Genomic DNA, 14,116 nt, shown 5'->3' on the forward strand with positions numbered 1-14,116 from the left:
TTTGTTGCAGTAGGTGGTGGATTTTCGGCGGTATTTGTGTGGATTTGTGCTTTGAACTGGGCAAAGTTTGTTGCAGTAGCGGAGGGAATAGACTTTGCTTCCTTACAATTCGGTTAGGATTGATCGGTGATAGCGGAAAGCGCAAAAATGGGTGGTATTAGATGACTGAGAAACTTGAGCCGAAGGAATTTGTAGAACTAATAGGGCGACTGCGAAAACTCCCTGCTGAAAAAGAGTGGATTGAGTTTAAAGAGAGCTGGTTTGAACCAGTCCGACTTGCCGAATATATTTCTGGACTTAGCAATTCTGCCGTTCTAAGCGGAGAACCAACTGCGTTTATGGTCTGGGGCATTCGGGATACGGATCATAGCCTAGTTGGTACGTCCTTCGATCCTTGGACGGAAAAAAAGGGGAATGAGGACCTTATTCCTTGGTTAAAGCGAATGATTTCACCTGGAGTAGATTTCAGGTTTCAGCGAGAAATAGTCGATGGTCATCGAGTAGTGCTTCTACGGGTTGCTGCAGCATCTCGGTTACCTGTGAAGTTCAAAAAGCAAGGCTTCGTGCGTGTAGGGAGTCAGCTGAAGGCCTTGAGTGACCAGCCTGAATTGGAGAAGCAATTATTCAGGGTCCTCGATTCTTACAGTTTTGAGGAAGAACTAGCAAAGAGCTTTTTGGACGAAAATGAAGTTTTGAGTCTGCTAAATTACCCGGAGTATTTTAGGAAGACCGAGATTTCCTTACCAGACGGTCGAGATGGGATTCTAAAGCATCTTGAAGCAGCACGGCTTGTGACAAAGAGCGTAGAGAAGAAATGGTCGATCACAAACCTGGGAGCGCTCGTATATGCCAACGATCTGAGTCATTTCCCCGACTTAAAGCGGAGGGCTTGCCGCGTGATCGTTTACGAGGGCACTGGGCGACTGAATACGATCAGGGAGCGCACCCAACAGGGCGGGTACGTCCCCGAGTTTGAACAGCTAGTTCGGTATATTGTCGATGCCTTGCCTGCTCGAGAGGTTATCGAAGATACCGGTCTAAGAACCAATCATCAATTAGTGCCAACAATCGTAATCCGAGAATTACTTGCAAACGCCATCATGCATCAAGATCTTCTAGAGAGGTCCACAGCACTGATGGTGGAAATTTTTAGTGACCGAGTGGAATTCTTGAATCCGGGGAAGCCACTTGTGGATCCGTTGCGGTTCATAGATACTCCGTCTAAGACTCGAAATCCCAAGTTAGCAGATGCCTTGAGGCGAGGCAGTATCGTTGAAGAGAAAGGAAGCGGATGGGACAAAATCACTAGTGCTCTGGAAGAGTATGCCCTTCCACCATCAAAAACCGAGACTGATTCCGGTTACACGAAGGTGACCGTGTTCGGCCACCGCGATCTCTCTCACATGAACTTGGAGGAAAGAGTTGCTGCTGTGTACCAACACGCTTGCCTCAATTACGTGATGCATGTGGATACCAATAACCAAAGTGTTAGGCGACGTTTCCAGCTCTCGGAATCTGCAAAATCTAAGGCCAGCAGGCTCTTGAGGGATGCCAAAGAAGCCGGAATGATTATGGAATTTGATTCTAAGGTTGGGGTTCGCTCTCTGCGGTATGTTCCGTTTTGGGCAGAAACCAAGGACTCAGAGTGAGCCGGTGTACCTTACAAGGCCTACAAACCTGGACTACTCTAAGAAAGCTAGCTCACCTCCGCCGTCGCGTTTATCCGATCAATGTGCGTGTGGATCTCGATGATCTGGGCGGGCTCGAAGAGATCGAGGACGGAGTAGGCGTCCAGTGGTGGGGCGCTCAAGTCCCCAATGTGCACGCTACCCTGTTCAACGATGTGGCTGACGAGTTCGCGCATGAAGCCGATTTGGTTGGCGGTGAGGTTAGTTCCATCGAGGAAGCCCGCGAATTCTGCGCGAACTGCTTCGGCGTCAAGTCCCACCAGGCGGCGGATGAAGAGCCCCAGGTTGTCGCTGCCGGGGATGCTCCTGCGCACCTGCTCTACGGTTTCTTCGCCTGCTTCGGCGAGCAGCATTTCCAGTGCTTTCATGTCTTCCGCGGTCAGTGGCCTGGCGGTGCGTAGTTTCTGCATGGCGGTGGATTGGGCGTGGCTGGCGAGGAATTCCTTGAGCCGGGCCTCGGCGCGGGATTCGCCGATGAAGGTGGAGGCGTGGACGGGGCTGAGCTCGGTTTGCTCGAGCTCACCGAAGGTGTCTTCAAAATCGATGTCCACAAAGTTGCGTTCGCCCTTGGGTATGAATTCCGCGAGCTCGCGGATGACTACGCGGGCGATGTCGAGGTCTTCGAGGGTGATGCCGTCCCACCACGCGGGGTCCGCCACCTGTTCAAGTACAGCGGCGTGCTTTTGCACGGGGGCGAGGTCCACGGCGAGCAAGTCGCCGGCGGTGGTGGAGAGCTTCTGCTTGTTCCCCGCAAAGGAGGCATCCTCTTCAAGGAGTGCGAGCTGTAGCTGCAACACGAGGAGGTCGATCTGCTTGGCGGAGGGTTTTTCCTTCACGGTGGCGGTAAACGGCAGATGGGCGACGTGCTCGGCGAGTTGGGTGACGTCGTCGGCGGAAAGGTACTCCCACGCTGAATCCGAGTAATAGGAGTGGATGACGGGCCTGTCGCTCGGACGCACCAGTACGTGGCCCTCGGGGACGCTGCACACCAGCTCGTGGAGCTTAGTGGCAAGGCCGTCGCGCAACTGAGAATGCGCAGGACTGGTTTCCGATTCGTCGAGAAGCCTGATGAGCTGCGCGCGAGCAACAAACAACCGTTCCGAGAGCGTCGCCTGGCGGGTGCCTGCGGGGTCGGTAACGGGCTTGTCGCTGAACATCTCCACGTTGCCGCAGTAGTCAAAGATGTAGAAGTTTTCCTTGTCGCGCCCCGGGCCGAAGAGGTTCGGGCTAAGCCGTGTGCCGCGGCCTACCATCTGCCAGAACTTGGTGGGGGAGTACACGGGTTTGAAAAACACGAGGTTGACCACCTCGGGCACGTCGATGCCGGTGTCGAGCATGTCCACGCTGATCGCGATGCGGAGATCGCCGTCGATCTTCTTGAATCGTTTGATGGCCGCTTCCGCATACCGTGTGGAGTGCGTGATCACTGCGGCGCCGTCGCCGCCAAAGGCCGGAAAGTGTTTGTTGATCTCTTCGAGTATGAGATCGGCGTGGTGCTGGGTGCGAGCGAAGATGATCGTCTTACCCAACCTGTCACCGTCAACCTTGTGGCCACATTCGATGAGGTTGCCCACCACCTTACGGATAGTGTCGCGGTTGTAGAGGATCCGGTTGATCTCAGTGGGGGAGACCCCATCGGGCGGCGGCAGCGCGTCACCGTCTTCGTCGGTGCCCCAATCCTGGTTGTCCCAGGCCACCTTTTGTTCAGGGGAGAGGTCGTCGTAGCTCACTCCGGCTCGCAGGAAGAGGGAGTCTTGCTTGAACGGGACCGGCGGGACGAGGTACCCGTCCTTGATGGCCGCTTCGAGGGAGTAGTTGCCGGTGGGCTCCCTGCCATCGATGTGGAACAGGGCGAATGTGTCGTGGTGGATATCGGCCTTCGGCGTGGCGGTGAGTCCTACCACGTAGGAATCGAAGTACTCGAGGATGCGTCGGAACCGGTAGTAGATGGAGCGGTGGGCCTCGTCGATGATGATGAGGTCAAAGTCGAAGGGGCGGAACTTCGCCTCCGATGTCCCGTCGTCGCTGATGAGGCCCATCATCGTCTGGTAGGTAGAGAAGTACACCTCGCCCACCTCGTCTGCGTCTTCCAGCAGGTTGACCGGCGCGCACTCGGGGTAACTGATCTTGAACGCGTCGCACGCCTGGGCAACCAGTGCCTTCCGGTCGGCGAGGAACAGCACCCGGCCTACCCACTGGGCACCACGCAGCAGCTTGGCCAGCGCCATCGCCACACGGGTCTTACCCGTTCCGGTGGCCATCACCAACAGAGCCCGCCTGCGGCCCTCGGAGTCGAAGGCCTCGGTGACGTTCCTGATCATCTCCAGCTGGTAATCGCGTCCAGCTATGGCCGCGTCGACGGGCTCGCTAGCTAGTGGCAAACGGCCAGCGCGCCGGGCAATCATGGTGCGCAGCTGATCGGCGGTGGGGAAGCCCTCCACCTCGCGGGCACCGTAGCCGCGTCCCGTGCCCGGGAGGCTCGCGGCATCGTCGATGAGCTGGATGTGGTAGCCGTTGGTGAGGAAAATGACGGGACGAAGCCCGGTTTCGCGCTCGAGGCAATCGGCATACAGCCGCGCCTGCTCCGCCCCGGCGTTCATGCTCTGCGCGGATTTCTTCGCCTCCACCAGAGCGAGCTTGCGTCCGTCCGGCCCCACGAGAACGTAGTCCACGTACCCCTGGCCGGTGTGGTTTTCTGCGGACAGTGGCATCCCCGTGACGGGGTATTCCACGAGGATGCTGGAACCGAACGCGAACCCCGCGCGCTCCAGCTGCGGATCGATGAGGTCCTTGCGGGTCTGCGCCTCGCTGACGGTGGGCGGCAGCACCTGCTTCTGTGGCACGGCGAGCCTCGCCTGCTGGGCAACCAGCTCCTCGCGGAGCTTGGCGATCTCCTCCTCCAGCTTCTTGGTCAGCGCCGCCTGTTCCTCGGCGGACCTGGTTTGCTTGGCCTCAAACCGTGCGCGCTCGCGGGCGTGCGCCTCCGCCTGGTCCTGCTTTTCCTGCTCTGCCTTGCTCAGCAGCAGCGCCTGCTCGGCGAGCTCCTTGTCTTTCCCCTCCAGCTCTCGGTCCTTGCCGGCAAGTTCCTCCGCAAGCTTTTTCACCTCCGCGTCGGAGGCGCGCTTGGGCGCGGGTGTGCCCGCCGGTGGGCGCAGGTAGTCGTTGTTGAATGGTGTGGTTGGTTGGAGTTCGGGGTGCGGGGAGTGGGTGGCGACGGCCCAGACTAGGACGTCGAAAAGCTGTTGGGTAACGCGCACCGCCTGCTCCGGGGTGATGCGCCTCGCCCCGTGGGAGGCATCATTTCCGGCAAGGCGGATGGCGTGCAGTTTGGCGCGTATCTGCTCGGTGGTATACGCCTCAAACCGGGGGTCGGTAAGCAGATCGATGAGTTTCCTGCCGTGGAAGTCACCGATTTTGCGGAGCCGCCAGATGTGCCTGACCAGTCGTTCGAGGATGGGGCGCGCGAACATTGTTGCCATCGCTGGATTGCCCAGCGCGTTGCGCTCCACCCGGATCGCGTCCACGCCGAGCTCCCCGAACGCATCCACGGCGAAGGCGAAGTTCGTGTGGGCGATTGTGGCACTCATGCGGTTCTCCATGCGGTGATTTCAACATTGACGGATCTTCTACGTACATTACCCGGGGTAAACCCCCTCGCGGGCTCACTTGCGAACGCGTTTTCGCACGCCTTCGCTTGTCGACGTTCCCCCTTTCGGTTTTCGGGAATGTTGCGGTGGGTGTCAATCTTGATTGCGTTTTCTAAGCGAGTCGGTGATTAGAGTTCTGCACTAAAAGCGCGGGAGGAGAGGGAGGACTGGAGCTCGATGAGTGCCTTAAGCTTTGCTCTGACAATCGCTCGGGTTTGGTCGGAGGCTTGGATAACTTTCGCAAACCTCTCTTGGAACTCAATAGGTGGAACTCGTATCTTGAGTTTTTTGAGCTTACCAACATTGATTCCAGGCATTACAGCTCCAGGACTAAGTTTCCGAATCTGACTTTGGATGCAGTGATCGTAGTGCAATTGATGTAGCAAAAACACCGGGTTAATGTGAGGGTTATCAACTCGGATTCTCAGAAGGTCTGAATGCATTATCCCATGTGGTAAGGAACGCGGGTAGAGAGAGCAATTTCCAATTGTCCCTTTGCGTGTCATTAGAATATCCCCATGCCGTACATCGTAGGATGCTAGCTGTTCAGCTTTCTCTCGTGCGAGAAACTCCCACGGAGACAGTTCGAACCGAGAATTTACGCTCTTGATTCCTATTAGGGGAACCCCTTGTGTTTGAAAGTCAGCTTGTTTTAACTGGGTGCCGAAAGGCCCGCATTTAATTGCATCTTTAGACTTTCCTACCTCCGTCAGCAAGACTTCGGGCGATTCAAATCCAGAAAAAAACTCAGAATATGCTGCTTTAGCGAAGTTTTCTAAATTGTCTTCCACCGTCTTCGTAGTTTCGATCATCCGTGACGTGGCATCGAGCATTTCGGCTATCCTCCGCTGCTCCTCGAGCGGAGGGAGGGGGATCTCTAAGTTTCGAAAGAACCATTCTGGCACACGCCGGTGACCCGAGCTACCTGTCATGCATTTTGTGCCTTCGTGAAATATATACGGTTGACGGAGAAAGCTGTGCAGGTAGCTCGGAAGCAATTTCGTTTGAGGCTCAAATACATGGAACTCGGTAGACCCTGCTCCGATTGCCGTGTCAATCGCTGCGATCGCGGTTTTCATATTCTCAAAGCAGGGAGTGATTTTCGCAACTAACACGGAGTCTCTTTCAAAGAGGCTATACCCCTTTTTGACATCCACAAATGGACGAGCTTCGGTCTGCAATAGACCTCCTTGTTCGCTGATGCTACTCATGGGGACAAACGATACGATGGAATAATCTGGTAATGTCCTGCGAAGCCTCGGGTTAATCTCGCATACTTCGCCAAGTTTCACTTTCGGCCATTGTTTTTTTGTCATTTCTTATCACCTCCTTGTTCCTCGTCAGTGAGCATTTCTTCAAGCTTCGCTAGTCCTTTCGTGATTTCTTCGTCGAGTTGTTTGATTTCTTCGAAAATGTCGAGGGGGTCGCGGGTGTCTTCCTGGTCGAGGACGATCTCCTTGTAACGGTTCATGGAGAGGTCGTAATCGTTGTCGCGAATCTCGTCGGCGGGGACGGTGAATGACTGATCGGTGCGGGTGCGATCCTTCTCCGTGTCGTGGCGGTGCGGGAAGCGAGCCGTAACGTCGGGAAGATTGTTCTTTAACAACTGATCGTCGGAAAGCTGGGCAGGATCGGGGGAGTCATTGACCACAGTGGGGTCCTTGGGACGGACCGTGGGGGAGGGACCGAGGAGGTTCTCGTCCAGGAGAGGGGTGCGTTTATCGTCGAGGGAGTACCCATCGGCGCGCACCTCGTAGAACCAGACAGAATCCGTCGCGGCATCGTCGGCGCGGGTGAAACACAGGATGGCGGTGGACACACCGGAGTAGGGCTTGAACGTGCCGGAAGGAAGCTTGATCACGGCATCGAGGCTTTGGTGATCAACGAGCTCCTTCCGCAACGCCTTGTGGGCCTTGGTGCTGGAAAACAGGACACCCTCCGGGACGATGACCGCAGCGCGGCCGCCGAGACGAAGCAGCGTAAGGAAGCGAACGACAAAGAGGAGTTCCGTCTTCTTGGTGGTGAAAAGGGTGGTGAGCTCCTGATCAATGGAGTTCGCGTCCACGCTGCCGGAGAACGGTGGGTTGGCAAGGACAACGTCGAAAACGCCGGTAGGGGTGTTCTCCAGGGGCTGTAGGGAATCCTGGTAAGAAATGTTTGGGTTATCAAAGCCGTGCAGGAAGAGGTTCATCGCCGCGAGACGCACCATGGTGGCATCGGAATCGTGGCCGGTGAGGCCCTCTTTTTTGAACTTGTTACGGATGCGCTCATCGCGGAGATCGGACTTGTGGTGATCCTTGATCCACTCGTTGGCACCCACGAGGAAGCCTGCGGTACCGGCGGCAGGATCGATGATTTTCTCCGTTGGCTTTGGCTGAATGAGCTTTACCATGAGATCGATGATGTGCGTGGGCGTGCGGAACTGGCCGTTCGTGCCCTGAGTTGCCAGCTTGGACAGCACGTACTCGTACAGGTCACCGAGCATGTCCTTGTTGGTGAACTCAAGATCGTCGATACGCTGCATGACGCTTGCCAGGGTGGCAGGATTATCGATCTGGAACTGGGCGCGCTTGAGGAAATTGCCAAAGGGACTCTTGTACGGGTAATCCTCCTGAGCGGTGAGGAAGGGGAAAACATGCTCCTCGAATGCCTCCACGCGCTTCTTATCCTTGAGGGCTAACAGGTCGCGCCAGCGGAGCGGCACACCGGCTTCGGTCGCGTCGGCAGGGAAGATATCCTCGCCGTCCTGGCCAAGAAGGTGCCACTTCTCAATCTCATCCTGCTGCTTATCCAGATGTTTGAGAAACAGCAGGTAGGTGAACTGTTCTACCACCGTAATCGGGTTGGCGATGCCGCCAGCCCAGAAGGTGTCCCAAATCCTGTCCACCTGGTTTTTCAAGGAGCCCGTAATCATGATTTAAGAGTAGCGGAGGGGTAATTATGTTGTTTGATGTGAGGCAGGATCTTCGGAGGCACGTGCGCGCGGTGGCTAGAGTTCTCCTCGCAAGTAGAGGTTTTTCAGGAGTTCCTGAGCTCCTTCCGTGTATTTGATTGCAACGTAGTGGCGCCCGTATTTGTCCACTCCGGGATCCTCAACTACTCCCACGGACTTGCCTACTGCAGTTGGGACCCAGGCCCCGGGGTTTCCAGCGAGTATGCCTGCGACATGGAGACGTTTGTTTAAGTCCTTGGCGGTGAGCGAACTATCTCTGGCTGTAAGAACGCCCTCTTCCCGCCAACGTTTGATCAATGTGGATACTGAGATTGGTGGGACAGGCTGATCAGGAGCTTGCAGCTCTGTGGGAGGCTCAACGTCGACTGAATCTTCCTCAACTTCGGGCACGAGCGACGGCTCTTGCACATCAGGTAATTCGGATTGTCTTGTGGCGTACTTCGACATGACTTCGAACGCAGCGCCGGTATCCCACCGATTAATCGCACCGAAAACCATAAACATGTCTTTAGCTCGAGAGACCGCGACGTTGATGAGTTCGAGGTTGGAATCAATGAAGCTTGATCTGGGGCTGTTCTCGCCATAAGTGGGGGAAAACAAGACAATGGGCCGTTCCGCACCTTGCAAGACATGTGCGGTGCCGACGGTAATCTTCTTCCAGATCTGATCAGGTAGGTCGCCGTCGTTTCGTAAGAGTGCCTCTCTTTTGAGGACTTTCTTGATGAGCCTTGCCTGCGCGGAAAACGGCGTAACGACTGCAATGATTTTGTCCGCAGGCACCTTCTTGTTGGGATCGTCTTCTTGCTCGTTGTAAATCTCAAAATACTTGTTGAAATTGTCTAAGATCCAGCGGGAAATGGACACGGCCTCTGTTTCGTTTTTTCGGCTCGAACCCGATCGCGAATCCGCAGAACCTGGAACGTCCTGAAAGACAACAGGCTCAGAAATGCCTGCGAGCTTAGAATTTTCCGGGGAACGCTTGGGCTCTAGCAGACCGTCGTAAAGCAATTCGTTGCAGTAACCGATGATTTGTGGGTGGCAGCGAAAGTGCTCCGAGAGAAAAAGCCCATTGTGTTCTTTCCCCGGGTTACCGTAAGCGTACTTGGAAGCCGCCGATGCCACTCTCATGAGACTCGAAGGGTGTGAGCCAGTAAGACCTCGTGGTTTGAGCTGAGTACGCCAAGCCTCTTCTGAGATACCAAACCCATTAGCTTCAGCACGATCGTTTTCCTCGTCGAGGGACCACACAGGCGAGAGCTGCTTTTCATCGCCAACAACCAAAGCACGCTTGGCAAGGCTGAAGTTTGCCAACCCGACTGGGCTATCAACTTGGCCAGCCTCGTCAACAATGAGCAGATCTATCCGGCGGAAATCATAATCATTCGGCGAGTCACCAGGAGTGAACAGACGGAAATACCTGGGGACTTGGTAGCACGTCATCACAAAACACGGTGTAATTAACGGCGCTTGCTCCCAGTATTGGTTCATCACCAAACGGTCGTTCTTCCAGCGGTCTTCTTCATGAATAAACCACTTACTCTCACCGAGTTCTAGCCATTCCGCCTCGAAATAGTGGACCGCAAGCCAAAATTCCACGTAGCGGACGGTAACGTCGAGTAGCTCATCGAGTTCTGCGAGGGTGCTGCATGACGCAATTTCATCTATTCGCTGGTCGTCCTTAAAGAATGGAAACTTCTTCAGCCGCGCAGCATTTAATTGGAGCATCCGATTCACGTCGTTGTGGGGGCTTTCGGCCATAGCGTTGAGGAGGGCGACGCGAATGCGATCGACTTGAATGAGCGACGCGCGCAGCTGCGATCGGGAATCTGTCACCGTCGCTGCAGTTGGGAAGAATATCCTGGCGCGTGTTAGGTAGTAATCCGTAGCCGTAGCGATATATGCGGGATCTGAATACGTGGTGTAGGTGTGAGCTTTGGCCGTCGTCTCCACCAAATATTTCCTTCGTGCACTCTTGAGCCGTGCCTGAGAAGGACAAAACACAGCGAGTCCTTGGAGCGGAGCGTCATCTGAACCGTCAGTAGGTAACCACCGATGGTCAAGGGGCCCAAAATCCGTCTTAGTTACTGAAGCGAAAGATTCAATGATATTTGTTACAGCCTGGTTATTGGTGGAGGTCCCTACGATTACAGGTGGAGCAATTCCCTCTAATGCATGTCGAGTGATGAGATTCGCTACCACCGCTTGGAGAAGCGTCGTTTTCCCCGTCCCAGGTGGACCACTGACAGCGGTGACCTCTCCATCGCCACTTTGGATCGTGGCATGAAGTGCAGTGCGCTGCGACCGTGTCAGCGGAAATCCATCGCTCATATTGCCACAGGATCGTTGGGCAGATTTTAAGAAAACAGCAGGTGAAGAAAGCTCTACGGCGTGAATTCTGGAATGTTCCCATCCGCGGATCATGCGAGTATAAAGTGCTGACTTGTCCGCGCTGGTTAGGTGTGAATAGAGATCCTGGATGGCGCGACTGGCAACAATCCTCGTGGCGGGGAGTACATAATAGTGGTCCACGTCCACGGCGTAACCCGGATTATCACTTTCGACTCTTGTCTTGAAGGAATTGAGGTCCGACTCTGACACGCACGTGAACATTTCCTCTGCCAGCGTGAGCTCCTTCAATGGGTTAACTAGCTGCGCTAACCGCGGGAAATAATCTCCGACGGTGAAAGATCCAAACCGAGACAGGTCGCCCACCATAACAGGATGATCGATCCCATTGGGGGTGCTCAAACGCTCGGACGGAATCCAAGGATTGACTCCGGGATCGAGTTCAAAACTTAGTTTTCCTTCGTGGGTAAGCTCGCCTGCTAGAAGTACAAGACCTTTCCCCTTGCCAGAGCCATTCAACAATGTAACTGCGGAAATTATGAGGTTAAGCGGTTGAGGGGGCTGGTCCTTGGGCTGTTCACTCAGAGGTTTATTCCCTAACCGGAAAAGTTGCCTAGTGGTCTCATCGTCTAACGTGGCAGTCTTCAGTTCCGACTTCGGGATTTTAACAAAGCTGGGGTCGGTGAAAGTTACCTCTACAAGCTCGTTGCGCTGCAGCAAGCGGAGAAAATATTGACTGACTTGATCAATTCGAACCGGCGGCTTACTCGGTGCAGATATTTCCGGCCTTTTGAGGCTTGTGACAGGATTCGAGGTGTCATTCTCTGGCTCGCTACTCCAGAGTTTTCGAAAGAAATCGAAGAATCCCATGGTTGAACCTTTCAAACCAGTTGACGCAGCAGAGACTTAAGCGAGCCGTCTAGAACTGCCGACTCAAAACCGATTCTAACTATGTTCGGAAGAAAGATCTGCCTATCGGTAATGGCCGATTGTTGAAGGTCTTGGGTTGTGTCCGCTAGTGTGGTGTATCTGTGAGTAACGATCTGTGCTGATGGCCAGCGTTAATTTATTAGCGGGTACCGTAACTAATTATTAGAAAGAAACTACTCGCGAGATGACTTAAACAGTGGTGATCAGATGGTCAAAAGTGTTTCGCTCTTGGTCTTGTTGTAAACCGGGGACTACTCGCAGGAGAGCAAGCGAAAGGGATAGGCAAGACCAGAGGGCAAGACGATAGTCTAACCTCTAGTTTTGCCCCCGAACCTGCCGCAGATACCTGTAAATAGATGGTTCGGATATTTCAAGGGCGTTGGCAAGGTCAGCGACGGAGCCTTTGAGCTGGAAATAACCGTCGTCGTCGAGGAGCTTTACTACGGCAAGCCGGTCTTCAGTGGAATAGTGGACTACATCAACACTGCGTGTAGCAAGTGCGGAATGGATTGCAGAGCTTGTTATATCGGCAATTGATGTGGAAAGAACCTCGGGTTTATCTTCCTCGTCTTTGGGCTGACTGGCATCGGTTGTGAAGTAGGAAGCGCTGATTCTGTTGGTCAGGGATTCGAGGGACCTGAGGAGGGTCTGATCGGCGTTAATACACAGTGCGCCCACGATTCTTTTTTCGCGACGAATGAAATAGGTTGAAGACCGTAAATTTGAAGTTCCGGTGGAGCTGAGTGCAGTGTATCCGGTGATGTAGTCACGCTGTTCAGCTTCGCCCGAGCGAAGGATTCTCAGCAACAGATCTGTTGCCGGTGATCCAATTTCGCGGCCGGATACGTGGCCGTTTGCGATAGCGATGACGGACGCATCCAAAGTTGTCACGTCGTGCAGCACAATCTCGACGGTTGGTCCCAAAGCCACGCCAAGGAAATCAACGATTGGTTTGAGGGAGGCAACGTAGTCCGAATCGGAGATCGGCGGAATCGGCTCCTCGTTGTTACCGTTCATGTGAGATCCTTTCAGCGCGAGCCATCGCCTTCTTTATCGCATGTGTGGGACAAGGGGCTGATTTTTTATCAGCTTTGCAAGTTTTCCCTGTAAACACCAGTTGTGTAGGCGATAGAAGTAATCCTATCGCCTACACAGGTACTTTTCCTATTTCGGCAGAAGGTTTTGATTAAGTAAACCTACAGGAGGGAGTGTCCCTTAGCGATGTAGCTATCCATTTCTTCCTTGGGGACCATGCTGCCACCAGTTACCCAACCGAGATGCGTAGCATGAGCCAAGATCTCGTCGGAAAGCCCGAGACGCTTCCTGTAGTCCTTCGAACTTTCACTGAAGATGTGAGCCATACCCGCGAAGGCAGTCGCTGAGGAAGGCTCGATTCGGAGGTCCTCGCTATCTGCAAGCATCGCAACAAGACGGTACATCTCATCGTCATCGACGGTGTAGTAGCCGTCGATGAGGTATTGCATGTGCTTTCCGACGAATGCGGATGGTCTCCCACAGGCCAAGCCGTCAGCAGCAGTGATGTTATCGATCCCAAAGTCTTGAACCGACACGTTGTCGTGTTCGTTTGTCATGACACCAAGCATCATGGATGGGCAGTGGGTCGGCTCAGCGAAGATGCAATGGACGTTATCGCCAAAGACGGACTTCAAACCAAAGGCCACACCACCGGGGCCACCTCCTACACCACAGGGCAGGTAAGCAATAAGCGGGTGGTCAGCGTCGATCCTCACATCGTATGCCTTGAATTGTCCTGCTAGACGAGCACCAGATACAGCGTAACCGAGGAAAAGAGATGTGGAGTTTTCATCATCAACGAAGTACATCGTCGGATCAGACTCCGATTGCTTCCGCCCCTCAGCAACGGCAACAGAGTAGTCGGATTCGTATTCAACCACAGTCACCCCGTGGGAGCGGAGCTTGTCCTTCTTCCATTGGCGGGCATCAGACGACATGTGTACGAATGCCTGGAATCCCAGTTGGGCGCTCATAATTCCGATCGACAGCCCGAGGTTGCCCGTGGAACCGACGGCGACTTTGTACTTGCTGAAGAGGCTCCGAGCCTCCTCTGTATCGAGATCGCGATAGTCGCTTTCGAGAGTGATGAGGCCTGCTTCGAGTGCGATTTCCTCGGCGTGTTTAAGGACCTCATAGACCCCGCCGCGTGCCTTGATGGACCCGGAAATAGGAAGGTGTGAATCAAGTTTCGCCCACAGCTGTCCCGGGAGCTTCTTTCCGTAATGCTCTTCGAGTTTTTCTTGGAAATTCGGAACGCATGCTACAGGGGATTCCAAGATCCCACCGGTTCGTTGGGCTGCGGGAAAGACTTGAGCGAGGTAAGGTGCCCACCTCTTTAAGCGGTCACGGGCGTCCTCGATGTCGGCATCGGTGAGTCCGACGGCTTCTAGCCCCTCTTTGGCAGTCTTGATGCCGGGATTAAACCAATCCGTCTCCTCCTGCTTGAGTAATGTGGCGATTTTAGGGAATTCCTCAACCCACGTGGAAATGTCCTTGCCTAGTACCTGATTCATGGT

The 14,116-nt window shown here is 54.5% G+C and carries 7 protein-coding genes; 1 reads left to right on the top strand and 6 read right to left on the bottom strand.

What is annotated here, in order from left to right:
- Positions 1-161: 161 nt before the first annotated feature.
- Positions 162-1,649 carry an ATP-binding protein gene (locus HMPREF1219_RS09120; RefSeq protein WP_016458629.1) on the top strand — a complete coding sequence of 496 codons (1,488 nt, stop codon included), beginning with the start codon at positions 162-164 and terminating at the stop codon, positions 1,647-1,649.
- Positions 1,650-1,696: 47 nt separating this feature from the next.
- Here HMPREF1219_RS09120 and HMPREF1219_RS09125 read toward each other — a convergent pair whose 3' ends face one another.
- The 6 genes from HMPREF1219_RS09125 to HMPREF1219_RS09150 form a co-directional block, all read right to left on the bottom strand.
- On the bottom strand, positions 1,697-5,287 hold the full coding sequence (locus tag HMPREF1219_RS09125) for a DEAD/DEAH box helicase family protein (protein WP_040427522.1): 3,591 nt from the start codon (positions 5,285-5,287) through the stop codon (positions 1,697-1,699).
- A 176-nt stretch (positions 5,288-5,463) separates the two neighbouring features.
- Positions 5,464-6,651 carry a restriction endonuclease subunit S gene (locus HMPREF1219_RS09130; protein ID WP_016458631.1) on the bottom strand — a complete coding sequence of 396 codons (1,188 nt, stop codon included), beginning with the start codon at positions 6,649-6,651 and terminating at the stop codon, positions 5,464-5,466.
- A complete protein-coding gene (locus HMPREF1219_RS09135) occupies positions 6,648-8,249 on the bottom strand; it encodes a class I SAM-dependent DNA methyltransferase (protein ID WP_016458632.1) in 1,602 nt (533 codons plus the stop codon). Before HMPREF1219_RS09135 ends, HMPREF1219_RS09130 begins: the two co-directional genes overlap by 4 nt.
- Before the next feature lie 75 nt (positions 8,250-8,324).
- Complete coding sequence (locus HMPREF1219_RS09140; protein WP_016458633.1) at positions 8,325-11,504, bottom strand: AAA domain-containing protein; 3,180 nt, start codon at positions 11,502-11,504, stop codon at positions 8,325-8,327.
- A 375-nt stretch (positions 11,505-11,879) separates the two neighbouring features.
- A complete protein-coding gene (locus HMPREF1219_RS09145; protein ID WP_016458634.1) occupies positions 11,880-12,581 on the bottom strand; it encodes a helix-turn-helix transcriptional regulator in 702 nt (233 codons plus the stop codon).
- 179 nt (positions 12,582-12,760) lie between these two features.
- Positions 12,761-14,113: a D-serine ammonia-lyase gene (locus HMPREF1219_RS09150; protein WP_016458635.1), complete on the bottom strand. Its 1,353-nt coding sequence runs from the start codon at positions 14,111-14,113 to the stop codon at positions 12,761-12,763.
- Positions 14,114-14,116: the final 3 nt, after the last annotated feature.

The organism is Corynebacterium pyruviciproducens ATCC BAA-1742, from assembly GCF_000411375.1.
GTDB lineage: Bacteria > Actinomycetota > Actinomycetes > Mycobacteriales > Mycobacteriaceae > Corynebacterium > Corynebacterium pyruviciproducens.

Bases quoted from the DNA above. Each gene is read 5' to 3' on its own strand.
- HMPREF1219_RS09120 (WP_016458629.1), top strand. From the start codon at position 162: ATGACTGAGAAACTTGAGCCGAAGGAATTTGTAGAACTAATAGGGCGA.
- HMPREF1219_RS09125 (WP_040427522.1), bottom strand. From the start codon at position 5,287: ATGGAGAACCGCATGAGTGCCACAATCGCCCACACGAACTTCGCCTTC.
- HMPREF1219_RS09130 (WP_016458631.1), bottom strand. From the start codon at position 6,651: ATGACAAAAAAACAATGGCCGAAAGTGAAACTTGGCGAAGTATGCGAG.
- HMPREF1219_RS09135 (WP_016458632.1), bottom strand. From the start codon at position 8,249: ATGATTACGGGCTCCTTGAAAAACCAGGTGGACAGGATTTGGGACACC.
- HMPREF1219_RS09140 (WP_016458633.1), bottom strand. From the start codon at position 11,504: ATGGGATTCTTCGATTTCTTTCGAAAACTCTGGAGTAGCGAGCCAGAG.
- HMPREF1219_RS09145 (WP_016458634.1), bottom strand. From the start codon at position 12,581: ATGAACGGTAACAACGAGGAGCCGATTCCGCCGATCTCCGATTCGGAC.
- HMPREF1219_RS09150 (WP_016458635.1), bottom strand. From the start codon at position 14,113: ATGAATCAGGTACTAGGCAAGGACATTTCCACGTGGGTTGAGGAATTC.